This window comes from Paenibacillus sp. GCM10027629 (assembly GCF_042676425.1).
GTDB lineage: Bacteria > Bacillota > Bacilli > Paenibacillales > Paenibacillaceae > Paenibacillus_K > Paenibacillus_K terrigena.
Genome location: NZ_JBHTGZ010000022.1, coordinates 42,821 through 62,235 on the forward strand (window position 1 = coordinate 42,821; position 19,415 = coordinate 62,235).

General features: G+C 43.1%; 19 protein-coding genes. 9 read left to right on the plus strand and 10 right to left on the minus strand.

What is annotated here, in order from left to right; all coding sequences use genetic code 11:
• Positions 1–3 precede the first annotated feature (3 nt).
• The gene (locus tag ACFQZR_RS28265; protein WP_379351634.1) at positions 4–540 is read right to left on the minus strand and encodes an AAA family ATPase; all 537 of its coding nucleotides are present in this window, start codon (positions 538–540) and stop codon (positions 4–6) included.
• A gap of 145 nt (positions 541–685) precedes the next feature.
• On the opposite strand from ACFQZR_RS28265, the gene ACFQZR_RS28270 reads away from it, so the two are divergent.
• Positions 686–1,399, plus strand: a complete 714-nt coding sequence (locus ACFQZR_RS28270) for a DUF4386 domain-containing protein (protein ID WP_379351635.1) — start codon at positions 686–688, stop codon at positions 1,397–1,399.
• Here the strand turns inward: ACFQZR_RS28270 and ACFQZR_RS28275 are convergent.
• From ACFQZR_RS28275 to ACFQZR_RS28295, 5 genes are all read right to left on the minus strand, one after another.
• The gene (locus ACFQZR_RS28275) at positions 1,396–1,992 is read right to left on the minus strand and encodes a Crp/Fnr family transcriptional regulator (protein ID WP_379351636.1); all 597 of its coding nucleotides are present in this window, start codon (positions 1,990–1,992) and stop codon (positions 1,396–1,398) included. The two genes, ACFQZR_RS28270 and ACFQZR_RS28275, sit on opposite strands and share 4 nt — an antisense overlap.
• Before the next feature lie 106 nt (positions 1,993–2,098).
• Positions 2,099–3,595: a malate:quinone oxidoreductase gene (locus ACFQZR_RS28280; RefSeq protein ID WP_379351637.1), complete on the minus strand. Its 1,497-nt coding sequence runs from the start codon at positions 3,593–3,595 to the stop codon at positions 2,099–2,101.
• A 515-nt stretch (positions 3,596–4,110) separates the two neighbouring features.
• A complete protein-coding gene (locus tag ACFQZR_RS28285; RefSeq protein WP_379351638.1) occupies positions 4,111–5,709 on the minus strand; it encodes an ABC transporter permease in 1,599 nt (532 codons plus the stop codon).
• Positions 5,702–6,415 carry an ABC transporter ATP-binding protein gene (locus ACFQZR_RS28290; RefSeq protein WP_379351639.1) on the minus strand — a complete coding sequence of 238 codons (714 nt, stop codon included), beginning with the start codon at positions 6,413–6,415 and terminating at the stop codon, positions 5,702–5,704. The genes ACFQZR_RS28285 and ACFQZR_RS28290 overlap by 8 nt, the downstream gene beginning before the upstream one ends.
• A gap of 155 nt (positions 6,416–6,570) precedes the next feature.
• Positions 6,571–7,764, minus strand: a complete 1,194-nt coding sequence (locus ACFQZR_RS28295) for an MFS transporter (RefSeq protein ID WP_379351640.1) — start codon at positions 7,762–7,764, stop codon at positions 6,571–6,573.
• Between the two features lie 280 nt (positions 7,765–8,044).
• On the opposite strand from ACFQZR_RS28295, the gene ACFQZR_RS28300 reads away from it, so the two are divergent.
• Positions 8,045–8,635, plus strand: coding sequence for a TetR/AcrR family transcriptional regulator (locus ACFQZR_RS28300; protein WP_379351641.1), 591 nt, complete (start codon positions 8,045–8,047; stop codon positions 8,633–8,635).
• 91 nt (positions 8,636–8,726) lie between these two features.
• Here the strand turns inward: ACFQZR_RS28300 and ACFQZR_RS28305 are convergent, their stop codons facing one another.
• From ACFQZR_RS28305 to ACFQZR_RS28320, 4 genes are all read right to left on the minus strand, one after another.
• Positions 8,727–9,167 carry an SRPBCC family protein gene (locus ACFQZR_RS28305; protein ID WP_379351642.1) on the minus strand — a complete coding sequence of 147 codons (441 nt, stop codon included), beginning with the start codon at positions 9,165–9,167 and terminating at the stop codon, positions 8,727–8,729.
• On the minus strand, positions 9,164–9,613 hold the full coding sequence (locus ACFQZR_RS28310; RefSeq protein ID WP_379351643.1) for an SRPBCC family protein: 450 nt from the start codon (positions 9,611–9,613) through the stop codon (positions 9,164–9,166). The genes ACFQZR_RS28305 and ACFQZR_RS28310 overlap by 4 nt, the downstream gene beginning before the upstream one ends.
• A complete protein-coding gene (locus ACFQZR_RS28315; protein ID WP_379351644.1) occupies positions 9,610–10,116 on the minus strand; it encodes a MerR family transcriptional regulator in 507 nt (168 codons plus the stop codon). Before ACFQZR_RS28315 ends, ACFQZR_RS28310 begins: the two co-directional genes overlap by 4 nt.
• Positions 10,117–10,335: 219 nt before the next feature.
• The gene (locus ACFQZR_RS28320; protein WP_379351645.1) at positions 10,336–11,238 is read right to left on the minus strand and encodes a DMT family transporter; all 903 of its coding nucleotides are present in this window, start codon (positions 11,236–11,238) and stop codon (positions 10,336–10,338) included.
• Positions 11,239–11,494: 256 nt separating this feature from the next.
• On the opposite strand from ACFQZR_RS28320, the gene ACFQZR_RS28325 reads away from it, so the two are divergent.
• From ACFQZR_RS28325 to ACFQZR_RS28355, 7 genes are all read left to right on the plus strand, one after another.
• The gene (locus ACFQZR_RS28325; protein ID WP_379351646.1) at positions 11,495–13,273 is read left to right on the plus strand and encodes a PAS domain S-box protein; all 1,779 of its coding nucleotides are present in this window, start codon (positions 11,495–11,497) and stop codon (positions 13,271–13,273) included.
• A 221-nt stretch (positions 13,274–13,494) separates the two neighbouring features.
• Positions 13,495–14,223 (plus strand): nucleoside phosphorylase, encoded by a 729-nt coding sequence (locus ACFQZR_RS28330; protein WP_379351647.1) that lies wholly within the window; start codon positions 13,495–13,497, stop codon positions 14,221–14,223.
• 82 nt (positions 14,224–14,305) lie between these two features.
• The gene (locus tag ACFQZR_RS28335; RefSeq protein WP_379351648.1) at positions 14,306–15,040 is read left to right on the plus strand and encodes a GntR family transcriptional regulator; all 735 of its coding nucleotides are present in this window, start codon (positions 14,306–14,308) and stop codon (positions 15,038–15,040) included.
• A 53-nt stretch (positions 15,041–15,093) separates the two neighbouring features.
• On the plus strand, positions 15,094–16,134 hold the full coding sequence (gene mtnA / locus ACFQZR_RS28340; protein ID WP_379351649.1) for an S-methyl-5-thioribose-1-phosphate isomerase: 1,041 nt from the start codon (positions 15,094–15,096) through the stop codon (positions 16,132–16,134).
• 78 nt (positions 16,135–16,212) lie between these two features.
• Positions 16,213–17,412 (plus strand): NupC/NupG family nucleoside CNT transporter, encoded by a 1,200-nt coding sequence (locus ACFQZR_RS28345; RefSeq protein WP_379351650.1) that lies wholly within the window; start codon positions 16,213–16,215, stop codon positions 17,410–17,412.
• Between the two features lie 45 nt (positions 17,413–17,457).
• Complete coding sequence (locus tag ACFQZR_RS28350; RefSeq protein ID WP_379351651.1) at positions 17,458–18,174, plus strand: class II aldolase/adducin family protein; 717 nt, start codon at positions 17,458–17,460, stop codon at positions 18,172–18,174.
• Between the two features lie 275 nt (positions 18,175–18,449).
• A complete protein-coding gene (locus ACFQZR_RS28355) occupies positions 18,450–19,190 on the plus strand; it encodes a GntR family transcriptional regulator (RefSeq protein WP_379351652.1) in 741 nt (246 codons plus the stop codon).
• Positions 19,191–19,415 lie beyond the last annotated feature (225 nt).

A 19,415-nucleotide genomic window follows, 5' to 3' on the forward strand; every position in this document is an offset into this window, starting at 1 on the left:
ATTCTATACACGAGCTTCTGTCTCCATTCGTTTTAATATTTCATCGACGGTTTCTTCTGCGGTTAATTTTGATGAATCTAACCACATTCCAGTACGTGGTGTTTCTTGCCGGAGAACGTTATTCAGTGCGGCTACGCTCCATATCCCATATCCTGTCTTAGCCCGTTCAGCTTCCCTTTGTGCGACGACATCGGGATCAGGGCAAAGAACAACCACATAGAACGGACGATATGAAATGTACGAAATGAAATCATTCAACATAGGGCCAACAACTACATCCTGTACAATGACCGTGAAACTATCCTTTACATATGTTTCTGCAGCTTGAGCAGCCAGTCGATAGCGGAGTCGAAGTTGGTTAAGCCCATCTTTGTCTGCATCCGGATGAACCTCCTTACGATCATTCACAATCATTTTACGAAATACGTCCCCCCTAAGATGTACTGATTTATCGAAATGTTCGGAAAGAAGTTGCGCAACTGTAGATTTACCGCTAGCCATAATACCGGTTACTAGAATGATACATGGACTATGATTCATTATTCATCCCTCCACTCGGATCTGTTGAGATGGCCCTTCAATACGATGATTCAATCACTACCTCCAAATACGAATTCCCTTGATTTAAGTCAATGAACCGTTATAACCCTCCGATTACAATGAGATTAACAAGGGGGTTATTGGGATGGTTACCACAGGAATACAACGAACGGATCAGCGACAACCTGCTCTGATTGCAGGTATATCGCTTATCATCATGACACTTGCTTCATTTTTTTCGTATGGCTATGTCCATGCAAGTCTTGTGGTGCAAGGAGATGCCAGCGCCACATTTCATAATCTCATGTCATCAAGCACGCTTTTCAAAGCTGAAATCTTCGGTTGGGTCATCATCCTGATGAGTGACATCGTGGTTACTTGGGCATTCTATATGTTCCTGAAGCCAATGAACAACAGCCTTTCACTGCTCGGTGCATGGTTCCGTCTGACCTATACGGCGATATTGGGAATAGCCATATTGAATTTACTATTTGTGCGGCTGCTCGCGAACAGTGCTGACCCTTTAGCGATATCCGATTCGCTTCAAGCACAAGTCATGCTGTATTTAAATGCTTTTGAATCCATGTGGTCGATTGGTTTAATTGTTTTTGGCGGGCACTTGCTCATTGTGGGTGGGGTGGCTGTCAAATCCAACGGCATTCCTAAAATTATTAGTATCTTATTGGTAATTGCTGGTGCAGGCTATATACTAATTCACCTATGCAACGCGTTTCTCCCACAATTCGATGGGGTCATTACCGTACTTAAATTTATATTTACTGTGCCAATGATTGTAGGAGAATTGGGCTTTGGGTTATGGCTGCTGTTCAAAGGCGGGAAAGTCTCGATAACGGCCTAAATATTTGCTTCATGATTGTCTGTATGGACTCGCTTCTTAATTCTGCTAAGTGACTCGGGGGTAATGCCGAGATAACTTGCCAATTGATGTTGAGGCACGCGATCGATTAAATGGGGCCGTTTCAGTAATAGTGATTTGAAGCGTTCTTCAGGTGTAGAAGCGATAAATGCAGCATATTCATCCTGTACTTGACCGAACTTTTCCTCGATCATCTTGCGTATCATGGATTCCAATTGATCGTATTTGTTATACATGTCATCTTCGATCGCTAGATCGCCAACGACCAATACCGCGTCTTCAAGACACGTTAATGTGTACTCGGATGACTTATCTCGTTTATAAGAATTGGAAATCGCGATGGCTTGCTCCTCCGTATAGAAATTGGAGGTGACCTCTTTCCCCGCTTCATTAATTGAATACTGCCTTACGCATCCCTTTAACACAAAATAACATTTCGTGGGAACATCTCCTTGTCGAAGGAGCACTGTTCCCTTTCTGTATTCCTCAATCAGGATATCTTCAACGATCGCCTGTTGTTCTTCTTCGTTAAGCGATGTCCATCTCGTCATGTACTTGAACAATATTTCTTTCATGTTTCGTTCCTTTCATCGCGAAGATACCTTTATCTACTCAAAAGGCCTTCCATCCAATGGAACTCAGGACGAAGGCCGCTTAACTGATTTGTATTCTTTGTGCTGTCTACCTGACGGGCTGCAGTTCTTTGTTTAGACCAAGCGTCCGTGCTGTTGAAGTATGAATTTCGTGGATAAGCTCTGGGTTTTTCAACAGGGACACGCCATAAGAAGGAATCATTTCTTTTATTTTCGGCTCCCACGCCTTGATATGCTGCGGGAAGCATTTTTTGATGACTTCAAGCATGACGGATACGGCGGTAGAAGCACCCGGAGAAGCGCCGAGCAATGCAGCGATCGAGCCATCTTCGGCACTAATCACTTCCGTACCAAATTGAAGCGTTCCTTTGCCGGCAGCCGTATCTTTAATAATTTGCACACGCTGGCCTGCGACTAGCAAATCCCAATCCTCGCTTTTTGCGTTCGGGATGAATTCTCGCAGCTCTTCCATCCGCTTTTCTTTTGATAGCATCACTTGCTGGATTAAATATTTTGTCAATGAGAGGTTCTTGGCACCAGCCGCGAGCATCGTTGTAACATTATTCGGTTTCACCGAACCTAACAAATCGAACATGGAACCGGTTTTTAAGAACTTTGGCGAGAAGCCGGCAAACGGTCCAAAGAGCAACGATTTTTTATTATCGATAAATCGGGTATCCAGATGCGGAACAGACATTGGAGGTGCGCCAACTTTAGCTTTGCCGTAAACTTTGGCATGATGCTGTGCCACCACTTCCGGATTATTACACACCATAAATAGTCCACTGATCGGGAATCCACCAACATGTTTTCCTTCAGGAATACCGGATTTTTGAAGCAAAGGAAGACTGCCACCCCCGCCGCCGATAAAGACGAATTTTGCAGTATGGCGTTCGACTTTACCGTTATCATTCCGTACTTTCAATTCCCACAAGCCATCGCTAGTACGATTAATATCATCTACGCTATGCTTGTAATGGATACCGACGTTTTTACTCTTTAGATGGTCGAACAACATGCGCGTTAAAGCGCCAAAGTTAACATCCGTGCCCGAGTCAATTTTTGTTGCCGCGATCGGTTCGTTCAATGCACGGCCTTTCATAATGAGCGGAATCCATTCCATCAGTTTTTTCGGGTCATCGGAAAATTCCATTCCTGGAAACAGAGGATTGGCTGACATCGCTTCATAACGTTTTTTCAAAAACGCTACATTCTGTTCCCCTTGTACTAAACTCATATGGGACAACGGCATGATAAAGTCTTGCGGATTACGAATCAGATTGCTGTGTACAAGATAAGACCAAAACTGCATGGAATCTTGAAACTGTTCATTAACCTTTACAGCTTTGCTAATATCTATCGATCCATCCGGTTTTTCGTCCGTGTAGTTAAGCTCGCACAGTGCAGCATGGCCCGTTCCTGCATTATTCCATTCGTTAGAGCTTTCCTCTCCTGAACTTGCTAGCTTCTCAAACACTGTAATTTTCCAGTCCGGTACTAATTCTTTCAGTATTGTCCCTAAAGTTGCACTCATGATTCCGGCACCAATTAAAATAACGTCTGTTTCGGTTTGTCTGTCGCTCATGTTTACCGTCCTTACACGCTAGTATTTGAAAGAAATAATGTAGGCGCTCCTGCCTGTTTAGGCTCACTAATATTAATAGATTAAGATATTTACTATTATATGATAGTTACATGCTATAAAAAACCGATAAATTTTAGGTAATGACACAAAAACCTAGGAATAACACAAAAACCAAGGCCTTAACCCAGGTACTTATAAGGGTTGTGGCTTTGGTTCGCCATGCTCACCAACGACTTGGAAAAAGCATCTTCACAGCAAAAAATCACGATTTCCTCCATTTTGAGGACTATTCATATATCATATCATAAAAATATCCAATTGTTAGTACTGAATTTGATTATCGCTTAAAAAATACTTAAAAAAATTTGAACTATGGGACGGCGATTCGGACTGGATGAACCATATGGAAAATGTGATTCGCATTTTGCTCACGTCAGCGAATTAAATGCAACGCAGTAGCATTAGCTGCGTTGCATTTATGGAGGGAATCCCCTTCCCACTTCTTATGCTGATGGTTAAAGCATCTGAAACAACTGCTCCCCTTTTGTCCGGATATATCTAAAAATCACGCTGCACACCGCTATCATGATCAATCCAATCCCTAACAAGATCAGATTGCCATTTACATTGGACAGAAGAAGAACTAATGCAAATGGGATGACTAGACTGATGAAGCCTATAAGCATGGCCACAATGACCGATGCACTTTGTTTGATTGCCGTAACTTCACTTGTCCATTCCAGATTAGGAAATTTCAAGTTGACAAGCACGCCCATCATCGCTGAATAACAGGCATAAATCATGGGGATAGCAAGCAATAGCAAGCTTTCAATCCATCCCGTGCGCAAGGATATCATAAGCAGTACATAACTAACAATCAGGATAGGTATGGTAACCGTAAGATTCACTGCAATTTTGCTAAGCAGTATGGTTTGTTTCGGGACGGGTGAGCTTTTTAAAATCCATATATTTTTGCCTTCAAGTGAAATGGAACTTGACGTTGTGCAGCTTAACGTTACAAACATAGAAACGACCATTGGCGCCAGTTTGCTTAGATAAGTAGAAAGTTGCGGGATTTCAACCAGTTGTCCGAGTTTCTCCGAACTTATGAACAGCAAGGAAATCGACATCGCGAGCAAAAGAATCATGCCAATACTTGTATTCAGCACATATAAGGAAGAACTAATATATCGGCGCAGCTCCTTCCTATAAAGTGCAAGAAAAGGTGATGCTGCTTCTAGCGGCTTCATTTGATATTTGCTGCTGGCATGAGAGGTGGTTATTCCTGTATATATCGCTTTAAATCTTGTGCCAAGCACAATGGTAAACAGCATAAATGCAAGAACCGATATCACAATAAATAAGAGAAACGAACCCATCTGATACGAGCAGACAGCATCTACATATATGGACGTAAGTGGATATAGCTTGAATATCATATCTGCCAGTTGCGTACCCATATCCGAAAGTACCTGCACACTTCCATTCATACGAAACGAACCAAACATAACTGCAAGGATGATTGCAAAGGTTAAGATGAGGCTAATCACCTGACTCCCTTTGAACCGAGAGGAGATCCAGCTAATTAGTGAGCCAATGATCGTTGCAGCAATGATAGGTATTAACGGAATAAATAAGAGCGTCGTGAGATACAACAGATAATAGAACACTTCAGGATTCACTTTGATCGCATAAACCACACCAGCCGGCAGCATCACCATCAAAGTAAAAAATAAATTCAGCACATAAAGCTGAAGAACACGACTCGCTACAACATGGCTGGCTTTAATAGGCAACGACATCACCAAATCGTAGTCCTTAAAGAAAAATAATACCCCGCTTGCCTTATAGATCGTTGTGAAGAACCCGATTACCGAAGCTACAGCCATCATAATGGCAAGCAAGAGATCCATCCGGCCTATTTGTTCAAAGGTCAGTGCCATCATGAAGCTGTATCCGAACGAGACCACTCCAACCATGACCACACTAATCAGAATAACGATGCTCAGCAGGAGTAATCTGCGTCTCTCCTTAACGTCGTGCGTATGCAATGCTTTATTCAAGCCAAATGAAGAAAGCAGCTGTATCTTCGTTAATCTCCATATATTAATCATGATCGATCAACTCCAGGAACACATTTTCAAGGCTGTTGTCCCCTTTTACTTCTTCTGTCTTGCCATGCGTTATTAATTTCCCCGCTTTAATGATCGCGATCTTATTGCAGAGCTTTTCTGCCACATCCAGTACATGGGTTGAGAAGAAAATTGCACTGCCATTACTGCATAGATCGGCCATGATCGTCTTTAACATGTGAGCAGCCTTTGGATCAAGTCCCACAAAGGGCTCATCCAGCACTAGCAGCTTTGGTCTATGGATGAGAGCAGAGATGATGGCAAGCTTCTGCTTCATGCCATGAGAATACGAAGAGATCAAATCTCCGAAGTAGGCAGTAATCTGAAAGTCATCGCCGTATTTTTTAATGAGTGACTCACGATCAGACTTGGATACGCTAAAGAGATCGCCAATAAAATTCAAGTACTGTATGCCGGTAAGGTGCTCGTATAGATCCGGGTTATCAGGAATATACGCGGTAATCGCTTTGCAGGCTACTGGATCTCTTTTAATCGAAATGCCATCAATTTCAATGTCCCCTTCTTCAAAGTCAAGAACACCGACTACTGCTCGGATGGTTGTTGTTTTTCCTGCACCGTTATGTCCGATAAAGCCGTAGATATCGCCAGGCTCGATGACTAAATTCAAGTCGTCTACTGCCTTTTTGCCACCCTTATAACACTTGGAAAAATGTTTTATTGTTAGCAATTCCCTTCACCCTTTCAATGCGGTTTCTGAGCTTTTAATAGGATCGTATCTGTGCCCATACGCTCTTCTAGTAGAATAGCTATAATACGTGCAGCCTATCCTGAAAGTTCATTTGCTCACATGAATAAAATGAAAAAACAGGACGACGCTTAGAACTACTTCTTCTCTGTGGCAAAATAAAGTATGGCAATGATCGGGAAAGCTATTCCAATCCATAACGCGGCACTCCATCCGCCCGTGGCGTATATCCACCCCCCAATTGCGGATCCGATGGCACCACCAAAAAAGAAAATAGCCATGAAAAGCCCATTCAGACGACTGCGAATTTCCGGACTCAATGAGAAGAGCGCACGTTGTCCGAGCACAAGATTTGCAGATACACCAGCGTCCAATAATATGGCTGCAACCACGAGAACAGCAATGCCGATGGGTGAACTACTACGGATTATCAGCGGTAACAAAACAGAAATGACGACCGTAGTGAGCGCAATCCCTGTAGCAGGCTTAGTCCAGCCGCGGTCGGCCAACCGCCCAGCCACAGGCGCAGCTACTGCACCTGCGACGCCGACAAGCGCGAACAATGCGATGCCTTTCTGAGAAAAATGAAAAATCGAGCTAGATAACAGTAATGGAACTGTTGTCCAGAATAAGCTAAACGTCGCAAACACACATGCATGATATGCAGCCCGACGGCGTAAGATCGGGGTTGTTCGTAGCAAGTACCACATCGAACCGAGTAGAGCTGTATAGTGTGTGTCTGTCGAAGGCCTTCTTGTAGGCAGCACCTTCGACAGTACGATTGCCAGAATAAAAATAGCTGCGGCAGACAAAGCGAATACGGTATGCCATCCAAAGAAGTCAGCGACCAGGCTCGACAAAGGACGTGCAAGCATAATTCCAAGTAACAAACCACTCATGATATTGCCGACAACACGGCCGCGTGAGGATTCGGATGCAAGGTATGACGCAAAAGGTACGAGTACTTGTGCAGCGACCGACCCAATACCAATTACAAACGAAGCGGCTAAGAACGGCACAGCTTGTTTCGACACTGCCGTAATGGCAAGGGCAACCGCTGTGAGAAGTAAAGATATGACAATCAGCCTTCGGTTCTCAACAATATCTCCCATAGGTACGACAAATAGCAAGCCGACGACGTAACCAATCTGCGTTATCGTCACGATAAAGCCAGCACTGGTTGCGGACAGCCCGATTGAAGAGCTGATTACCCCGATCAAGGGCTGTGCATAGTAAAGATTAGCTACAACAATACCGCATGCGGCAGCCAGAAGTATGGTTAACCATGTCGGGATATTTTTCTCGATTGTTTGTTCTTTTACAGCAGTCATTTTAGGCAACTCCTTATACAAAATGATAATCCTCTAAAGCCAGAAAACTCCATTACTTCACGGCAATTACAATTCCATCGAATTTCTCCTCATGGTAGTTCCTCCTTCTTCGTGTTTTTAAATACTGAACGTATAGTATATAAATTATATAACAAGATAATATACTGAACGTATAGTTTTGTAAATAGGTGGTTTCAACTTTATTTTTTATTCATAATTGGTATACTGAACGTATAGTTTGTTTTTATCTGTTATGTATTGACGAAAGGGGATAGTTACGATGAATGGCAAGAGAGGCAGGCCTCGTAATGTAGAAGCGCAAAAGTCTATCCTTTCCGCATCTTATGAGCTATTGTTGGAAAATGGCTTTCAAGCCGTCACAGTTGATAAAATTGCCGATCGTGCCCAAGTTAGCAAGGCCACGATTTATAAATGGTGGCCTAACAAGGCTGCCGTGGTCATGGATAGCTTCCTATATGCCGCCACGGCCAGATTGCCCGTGCCTGATACGGGTTCGACATTTCAAGATATTCAAATACACGCCACGAATTTAGCCAAGTTTTTGACGAGTCGCGAGGGAACCATCATTACGGAGTTATTAGGCGAAGGGCAGTTTGATTCAGGGTTGGCGGAGGCCTATCGAGCTCGATTTTTCCGTCCCCGCCGACTTGAGGCAAGGGGTCTTTTAGAGAAAGGGATTCAACGCGGGGAATTGAAAGAAAGTCTCGACATTGACATATGCACTGATCTCATTTATGGGCCGATTTTCTATCGTTTGCTTGTGACAGGCGATACGTTGGACGAACCCTATGTACAACATTTGGTGAAATTCGCATTCGATGGAATCCGTACTCCCGTTACTAAAATATAAAAATCGCCGTCCAACCCCGACAGGGGGCGTGAACGACGACAACTTTAGAGTCATTATTTAAGCGGTGCTTCTTCCGATGTCACTTGCATAGCTAGGACGTCATTTCCGCCAGCACTTTACCAAGTCGGTCAAGCTGCTGTTCATTAGCTTCTATGCAGATCAGCTTAGCTTGTTCAAACGCCTCTTTTTTCTTGAAAGCCTGACGGAAAGTAACTTTGGTGCGGCCTTCCAGGTCATCGAAGCTAGCCGTTACTCGGAATTCGTGGCCGGATAGATGGTCAAGCACGATCCGCTCATGCGGCACGATCTCAACAAAGACATTATGGTTCGGATAATCCACGCCATTCGGTCCGTGCATGGTGAACTTCCACGTGCCTCCCGGACTCATATCGCACTCGTGAATCGTATTCGTGAAGCCTTGCGGCCCCCACCATTGGGCTAACAAATCAGGGGTTGTCCAGGCCCGGAACACAAGCTCCCGCGGGACATCGTACTCGCGCGTAGCAATAAGTTCATTTTCACCTATAGTCATGCTTCTAACTCCCCTTCTACTACCTTGCCTAAGGCGTCCAACATGACGTTTGTACCGTGTTCCCGTACTTCAGGCGTATCGTGTCCGTCAAAGTACGCTCCTTGCTCCGTAAAAATCAGTTTCGTGCCGCCCTCCACCTTGATCAGCTCAACTGTTGTTATCGAGACGGAGATGCGTGTGCTGTTCGAATCCAAGGTGTATGTATAAACAATGCGCTGCTCCGGAACGAGCTCTTGGTAACTTGCGTTGAATGTAAAGATCGGCCCTTCCGGCGGCCCGCCACTGCTGTACTCACGTCCTCCAACCTGAAAGTCGAAGATTTCCGGCTTCGAGAACCACTTGGCTTTGGCAATCGGGTCGGCCCAGGCTTGATACACCCGCTCCGGCGTAACGGCATAAGTCCGCTCGACGACGAAGGTTGCATGCTTGATGAATCGTTCGTTCATTGATTTTCCTCCTTAGGTTTCGGCATTTCGCGCTCCTCGATAAGAAAGTTTCCCAACAGATCCAAATGTCGCTCCCAAATCGTTTGACGCTCAATGACCGGCTTCTCAAATTCCATTTTCATCGCTTGCAGAAGGCTCGTGAAATCTTCAACCGTTAATTGCGCCTTGCCCTGCATAAGCTTGGATACATGTCCGAGTTGATCCAATAGTTTCTGCTGTAATTTGATTTGCTCTTTGATTCGGGCTATCTGCAAGTTGACGATCTCAAGCGGAGTGATCTGCCCGCCAGTTAAGACCGTTTTGACTTCCTCGAGAGATAGGCCCAGCTCCTTAAGCGATAAAATCTGATGCAAACGTGACAAATCCGATTCACTGTACAGCCTGTGGCCGGATTCCGTCTGTCCCGACGAAGAGAATAATCCGATTTGATCATAAAACCGCAAGGTTCGTACGGTAATCCCCGTCATCTTGGCGAGGTCCCCGATCTTCCAATATCTCTTCATTAACCATCTCCTCTCTTTGGCGCTAACTATATACCGATAGCTCTATTATAAAACCTTACGTTACGTAAGGTGCAAGCGTTTTCGAGACGCTCTGCCTCGAAAATTTTTCTGAGTGGGCCAGAAGATGCTCTCGCATGATCCTGAATAAGAAAGACCCTCCTCGATAATTCTCCGGGGAGGGTCTTGTCTTTGGATCGAGTTTGTTACGATAATGCATATTTACTTCGCTTCGCTCTGCAATGGCAGCCCAGATGGCGTTCGTTTCCTACTCGATACGAATACGCCGCCCAAAATAAAGGAAAGCCCTGCGAATAAGCTCCAATGAATGGGCTCGTTCAATAACGTACTCCCCCATATGATTGCTGTTGCAGGAACGAGATAAGTAACCATCGTCGCGAACTCGGGACTTCCTCGTTGAACCATGAAAAAAAACAAAATATAAGCGATTCCTGAGCCAAATACACCCAGCCCGATGATCATCCCGATATTCGTTAATGAAGCCAACCGCGACAGGTCAACCGGTTCGACCGAAAATGCGACGGTCCCACTTCCCAGCATGGCGCAGAGCAGCGTGCCAAATGTCGTCTGATACATGGTCACACCCTTGAGCCGCTTGGACAACTGAGAACCGAACGCATAGCATAACGTAGCTACCAGCATGCAAATAAATCCGATCAAATCAACCGACACAATGGAATGCGGATTGATGTCCAATAAAATAACAAGCCCGACAAAAGCAACCCCCATGCCAATCCATTGCATCCGGTTCGTAGACACCTTGAAGACCAGCGCCCCGACGATGATCGTCCATAGCGGCGTTGTAGCATTCAAGATCGATGCTATGCTGCTGGACAATCTGGTTTCACTGAAACCGATAATTGCCCATGGGACAGCCGTATTGACGAGAGCCATGACTGCCATCGGGAACCACTGGATTTTTCGTAATTCGAATGGCTTTCGTAGTACGAGCATGATTATTGTAATAGTAATCAAGCCAAAGCTGGACCTGAGGAATGCGATCGTCCACGGACCGAAATCGTGCAGCAACTGCTTAATAAAGAAAAACGAACCTCCCCAAATCAGACTTAGCATCACTAATGCGGCATAGAGTAATCGAGGCACAACGATTCCTACTTTCTTATATTTCTCATGTTGTCTCTCTATGCTAGCATGAGAATCCTTCGATGACCATCGAATTACTTTGTATTTTTATTCGTATCTTTTTGTCGTTTCTTATGTTTTTTTCTATTCTGCCCTCAGTCCACCTTTACAAGAAAGGTGGAATAGATATACTTAGAATCAAATCCTTATTAAAGGTAGGGATCGCCCAATGGATAAAGAGACTCTTCGAACAAGTCTAAGTAAAGAACAGATCGACATGAAAGAACTACTTCAGTCTCTTGTCGAAACTACAACGGACGCGATTTCTATTCGGGACATGCAGGGAAATATACTTCTCGTAAATCTTGCCTTTGAACAGTTCTATGGCTGGACTTACCAAGACCTGCTTCATGACCCTTACTGCCTGGTACCAGAACCTTTAATAACTGAGACGAAAGAACGATTTCATCTGATTAAATCCTTTGGTAAGAAACTCTCTGGATATGAGACGGTACGTAAACGAAAAGATGGTACGATGGTCCAGGTATGCCTAACAGCTTCCCCAATACGAGATTCAGCTGGGAATATCGTTGGCACTTCTGTGATTGCTAGGGATGTTACATACCGTAAAATGGCTGAAGAAGCTTTGCGGGAAAGTGAAGCTAAATATCGGATATTAGTAGAAAATACAACCGACATTATAAGCACATATGATTTGAGCATGAAAAAAATATTCGTATCTCCTTCTGTAGAACTTCACTTGGGATACACTCCATATGAATATCTTCAGAAGGATACTCTCGCCGCCCTTATTCACCCTGATGATGTCAACACACTCCTAGATCTACGTCAATCCATCGCTATCCATAAAAAAAACGTTCAAATGGAATGCAGAGTACAACATAAAGATGGATATTGGGTGTATTTGGAGTCGCGTTGTGTACCGATCCTTTCTGAGAACAATGAGATCGAGAGCTATCTAATCGTGTCACGTAATATCACAGAACGAAAACAATCCGAAGAAGCTTTGCGGAAGAGTGAAGAACAATACAGGTTCATTGCTGAAAATACAGCAGACTTCATTTCTGTGATTGATAAGAATGGCGATACAATGTACAGTTCTCCTTCGCATGTTAAAAAGTTAGGAACAGATCGGATTAACTTTCATAATATTCATCCTGACGATGCTCCTACCGTCTGTGAACGTTTTTCATACATGCTTCAATCGAAAACCCCCATTACTTGCGAATATCGATACACACTCGAAAATGGTGATTGGATTTATTTCGAATCCATAGGAATGCCTTTTTTCAACACCGATGGCGAATGTCAACATTTCTTCAATATTACACGCGATATTACGGAGAGGAAGCAGAATGAAGAATTACTCCTGAGAACAGAAAAGCTGTCCGTCATCGGAGGATTGGCGGCAAGTATAGCGCATGAAATAAGAAATCCTCTTACCTCACTAAAGGGTTTTATTCAATATCTACAACCCTCGATTTCAGAAAAATCTTCTACTATTACTGACATTATGTTGTCTGAACTAGATCGAATCAACTTTATCGTGAGTGAGCTGCTTGTCTTGGCGAAGCCACAAAATCTCCATGTAAAATCAATTCTTTTGCATCGAATCATAGAAAACGTTGTAAAGTTTCTTGCGTCCGAGGCTCATTTAAAGAATATTGAAATCAATACAACCTTTTCAAACATACCCATTACGATCAACTGTGAAGAAAATCAACTAAAACAAGTATTCATCAACATCATGAAGAATTCCCTGGACGCCATCTCTGCAATTGGCGAAATTCATATTCAAACCAAACTTCTAAGCGACAATCAAGTCCTTATTCGCTTTTCCGATAACGGATGCGGCATTTCACAAGAGCTGCTGCCCAGACTTGGAGAACCTTTTTACACCTCAAAAGAAAAGGGAACAGGTTTAGGTTTGCTTGTCAGTAACAAAATCATTAAAGACCATCAAGGCCGTATCAACATCACAAGTGAAATCAATAAGGGCACGATTGTCGAGATTACTTTACCTATTTCCAGTTGAATTGAAGCAGTAACCGTAGCTTTTTTCTGGTGTACACACGAAATTGAACCCGACCTCAAGAGGTCGGGTTTTTGATATTTGTATTCTGGCGTTATTAGGTTCCCCCATCGGGTATAACGGAGATACATCTGTATGAAAATAACATTTGACAACGTTTTCATATCTATTTATCATAATAGTCAAGAGGTCAGACCTCTTAATGACTGAGTGAGGTGATCCGTGTGGATACGACTGAAATGATGTTACCCAATATTAAAGTGAAACAAGGCGCTATATCTGAATATGTTATTGTCGTTGGTAATCCTGAGCGTGCCAAAATGATTGGAGATCTATTAGATCATTCTGAAGAGCTCGCTTATTCCAGAGAATACCGTACGATCAATGGTTACTATAAAGGTAAAAAAATTACCGTTGCAAGTCATGGTGTCGGCTCTCCGGGTGCGGCTGTTTGTTTTGAAGAACTGATTAAAGCAGGTGCAAAGAAAATCATTCGCGTAGGTACAGCAGGATCCTATACCGAGGAGCTTCCTCCTGGAAGCTTGATTATCGCCGATTCAGCCGTACGTGCAGAAGGATTAACGAAGCAAATGGTGCCTGAGGGCGTTCCGGCTGTTGCCGACTTCAAAATGTTACTCAAACTCGAAGAAGCAGCAAAGAAAACGAAATTTAAGTATGGTCTAGGTACGATCGTTACCTTGGATGCGTTCTATGCAGGTCCACTTGAATTCCCACATATGCTGTACAAAGCGTCAGGAGCTCTTGGGGCAGAGATGGAACTTGCAGCACTTTATGTGATTGCCAGATTAAGAGGTGTCTCTGCTGTCGGGATCTTTGCGCTCGATGGTTATGCTTTTAGTGATATGAATGATTACAACCCGCACACAGATTTTGTGAACGAAGCGATTCAAGCTGAGATTGATATTGCGCTGGAAACAATGCTAAGCCTATAAGATTCTACCTCCTAGAATGCATATTGTTTTTCAATATTCAACAATAGTAAGATGAAGGCAGTCGCTTTTAGGAGGTAAATCAATGAAGAACATTGGAATTGAAAAAGAATCATTATCGTCGCTTGCGGTAAGAACCATTATAGATCTCATTGAAAATGATGTATTCAAAATTGGAGAAAAATTGGATGCGGAGCAAAAGCTCGCGGACAAGTTGAACATAAGCCGCCCCATCTTGCGAGAAGCTCTTCAGAAGCTAGAGCTCGAAGGCTACATTGTGCGAAAACATGGCGTAGGGACATTTGTCATCTCCAAAACGCCGATGTTAACGACAGGGATTGAGAAGCTAGACAGCATGACAGATCTAGTGAAGGCACAAAACTATACGGTCGGCACGATCGGGATCACAGAGCCCGAGGTTACCCATGATGAAGAGATCAGAGGGTTGCTTCGCTTGAACGATGAAGAAATCTTATTATCCTTTGAGCGTATCCGTACAGCGGACAAGAAGCCGTTTGCTCTAGACCGTATATATATTCCTGAAAAATATGTAAGTACGGATTTCATAACCAATTATGCGAATTCATCCATCTTGAGCTATCTTAGTTCTGCGCAAAATATTCAGATTTTCAGCTCTCATTGCAGTTTATTTGCTGAGAATGCTTCTGCGGCAGATGCGGAGAAGCTCGGCATTATCCAGCATGAAGCACTACAAGTTTTGGAACAAACCTTTTACTCCAACGCTAACGACCCGATATTTCACGGCAAAAGCTTGATTGTGAACAATATTATGAAATTTCATATCGTGCGTCGAAGATAAGGATCTGTAGAAGGATGATCCAAAATATTCCTTAATGTAAAGGATTGAACGACATGAAAAATATTGAGTCTGTGAAATACGATGGAACAAAAATCATCCTTCTGGATCAAACCAAATTACCTCTAGAAGAAGTATATCTTGAAATTGAAACGATGAAGGACTTATGGGATGCCATCTTCGAACTGAAGGTTCGTGGTGCGCCGGCGATTGGGATTGCAGCGGCATATGGTGTTGCACTCGGTGCGAGCCAATTGACGGAGACCGATTATGATTCCTTCTTGGTAAAATACGAAGAAATCTCCGATTATCTAGCATCATCCCGTCCAACAGCAGTTAACTTGTTCTGGGCGCTTAATCGCATGAAAAAGACATTAGTGGACAACAAAGATAAGTCGATTACAGAAATTAAGAACCTTCTTAACCAAGAAGCAGAAGCCATTCGTAAGGATGATGCTGAAATCTGCAAATTAATCGGGGAGTATGGTCTAACACTATTAAAAGATGGTATGACACTGCTAACTCACTGTAATGCAGGTGGTATTGCTACAGCGAAGTACGGAACAGCGCTTGCTCCGATCTATCTTGCCAAAGAGCGTGGCATGGATATTAAAGTTTTCGCGGATGAGACAAGACCTCTATTGCAAGGCGCTCGCTTAACGACTTGGGAGCTTATGCAGGCGGACGTAGATGTTACCTTGATTACCGATAGTATGGCTGCGATGGTAATGCAGCAAGGTAAAGTCGATGCGGTAATTGTAGGTTGCGACCGCATTGCAGCGAATGGCGATACTGCAAACAAGATTGGTACTTACGGTCTTGCGGTTCTAGCTCAGAAACATAATATTCCATTCTACGTTGCAAGTCCTCTATCGACAATCGATCTAGAGACAACAACGGGAGCGGAGATTCCTATCGAGGAGCGTTCTGCTACAGAAATTACGCAAGGCTTCGGCAAACAGACGGCACCCGATGGCGTAAAAGTGTTCAACCCTGCATTTGATGTAACACCAAATGAATTGATTACTGCAATTATTACGGAAAAGGGTATTCTTCAAGCCCCTTACACGGACAAGTTGAAAGCTTTGTTCGAATAATATAACAAGCCCTCTACCTCTGTATGGGCAACTAGGCACATGACATCAAAAGATAATTCATTTTAGCGGGAGGGTCACATGAACTTTTTTTTACTGATCAACATCATCGGTATACTGGCCTTTATGGGAGTAGCATTTATATTCTCCAAAGATAAGAAAAATGTGAATTGGAAGTCCATTGGTATACTACTTGTTTTTAATCTATTCTTAGCTTGGTTGCTAACGGCATTCTCCGGTGGCCGATGGTTCGTTGGACAAGTCGCAGTCGGTTTTAACTGGTTAATCGAGACCGCTTTTTCTGGAATTGGCTTTGCATTTGCAAGTATGGTTCACGTTGAACAAATGGACGTTGTGTTCAGTGCGTTAATGCCAATCCTGTTGGTTGTACCGTTATTTGATATTTTAACTTATTTTGGGGTTCTTCCTAAAATTATTAAAGGGTTAGGCTGGGGGCTGTCCAAGCTTACAGGTCAACCGAAGTTTGAGTCTTTTTATGCGATTGAAATGATGTTCCTTGGGAACACAGAGGCATTAGCTGTATCGGGTGGACAATTAAAATCGATGAGTCAGCAGCGTCTATTCACGGTTTCTCTTATGTCCATGAGCTGTGTATCCGCAGCGATGATTGGCGTATATACACAAATGCTGCCGGCGGAATACGTTCTAACGGCTGTGCCACTGAATATTATTAACGCCATTATTATAACGAGTATCCTGAATCCTGTCGTGCTGACGAAGGAAGAGGATGTTATCTTTGAAATGAAAAAGGATGAAAAGCCACCGTTCTTCTCTTTCCTTGGTGATTCGATCCTTGGTGCTGGTAAGTTGATTCTCATCATCACAGCGATGATTATTGCCTTCGTATCCTTGGCAGCACTTATTGATAAGATTCTTCTACTCATTGCACCTTGGCTTACATTGAGCAGTATTTTAGGAACCATCATGACACCGTTCACCCTACTTCTGGGTCTGCCACTTGGTGAAGCATTCCAAACGGCTCAGTACATGGGTACGAAGCTGGTAACGAATGAATTCGTCGTGATGGGCGAGATTATGCCGATTATGGATACATTCAGTCCGCATATGAAAGCCGTTCTTAGTACTTTCCTTGTATCCTTTGCGAACTTCTCCACCGTGGGAATGATTCTAGGCTGCTTCAATGGTATTGTGAGCAAGGAAAAAGCAAATAACTTGTCCAGAGGCGTATGGATGATGGTTCTTTCCGGAACATTAGTATCCTTGCTAAGTGCTGGTTTAGTCGGTCTGTTCGTTTGGTAAGTTGATGAAGGACGGATACAGCATGGGTATACAGGAGGGGATTATATGCTAGATAACAAGACATATTTAAGTGATGCTGAAGCGAAAGAAATGATCTGTGAGATCGGAAGACGCGTATATAACAAAAACTTTGTCGCAGCCAATGATGGCAATATTTCCATCAAAGTGGGTCCGAATGAAATATGGGCTACACCAACAGGGGTGAGTAAAGGCTTCATGACGCCAGATATGCTCGTGAAGGTGGATCTTACAGGGAAAGTATTAGATGGGAAGTTGAAGCCTTCTTCAGAGCTGAAGATGCATTTGAGAGTCTATGTGGAGAATGAGGAGCTGACAGCTGTTGTTCATGCACATCCACAAGCAGCGACGGCTTATGCGATGGCAGGTGTTGCACTGGATCGTGCCTATTCACCAGAGGGCGTCATTTTGCTCGGGAAAGTACCTGTATCTCCTTATGCAGCACCAGGTACGCAAGAGGTGCCAGATTCCATCGCACCATTCTGCAAAGATTACAATGCAGTATTGCTTGCGAATCATGGGGCATTGACTTGGGGAAGAGACATCATTGAAGCCTACTATCGTATGGAATCACTGGAGCACTACTCCTTGACGCTTCTTCATACGAAGAAGATCACGGATCAACTAGAGGAGCTGAGCACAGAGCGACTAGCAGAGCTAATCCAGATTCGTGAGAACATGGGGCTTAAGACAGGCGGCAGCCTGATCTCTCGTGAAGAAGCTTTGAAAGTGGGAGAGAAGTAACGGAGAAGGTCCTTCAACAATTGCATGAAACCATAAAAGAAACTTAATTACGCTTTATGTCGAACAAATGAAGGGGCAATTCCTTAGATATCTTTGGAACTGCCCCTTTTATCGTATTTTCGCGCCAATGGTTGTTCGGATAATTTGTATACTAGTTTGCGAACGTATCCACCTCCGGGGAAGGTTTTTATAATAGATTTTTGAAAGCGTATTAATTTCAGTAGAAAAGTACGTTACAATAGATTCATGAAAAGAAGAACGAGGGGCATAAGAAAATGATTAGTAAACTTCATGAACTCCATAAACAAAAAAAACCACTATCCGTCATTGTCTATGACCAATTGTATAAATTAATTATGGATGGAGCATTTCCTCAAGGCAGCCAGCTTCCAACAGAACCCGAATTGGCCAAAAAATTTGGTGTGAGCAGAATGACATTGAGACATGCTTTGGCCCTTTTGCAGGAAGATGGATTGGTTAAAAACATCCATGGTAAAGGAAATTTCATTACCAAATTCCATAATAATGATCATATGGATGGCTTGGAGAAGCTCGGGAATCCTCTATATAAATGCTATACGGGAAACATCGATGATATCGAACTTATTTTTCGAATTGAACTAATAACGGACTATGCCATGCAAGTATTACATCAACAGACGACTGCAGTTGTTGCGTTGGAACGCTGGTATAAAAGTAACGATAAAATCGTAGCTTTTGCTTTTACGATGATGCCGATCGAAGCCGTTTCCGAATTAAATCTTGACTTACAAAACGATAAACAAGTGTTGGATATGTTGGAGAATAAAGTATATGAACTCGCTAATTCCTCTACCCTTGAAATTAAACGTTCGAATTCCGTCAATACGCCGTCATTGAAATACCAGCTTTCCCACAGTGAGGAATGTGATTTGATTTTAGAAAGTGTATATATCAGTGATAAATACCCTGTTGTTTACAATAAATACTATATACCTATAGAATTTAGTCAAATGAAGATTAAAACATCAAAATAACTGAATAAATAATTCATTAATTTGGAAGCGGTGTATTTTTTATGAATACATCGCTTTTTTGTAACAAAAAAGACAAAATGCGCAAAAAAGATGGGTTGTTTTTCGAGATAAAGCTGTGTTACCATTCTCATTATTAAAACGTATACAAGTTTTTAGACAACTATACAATGTTGTACAGAACAAAGAATCATCATGTATGATCATGAAATCGTAACCAAAAGGGAT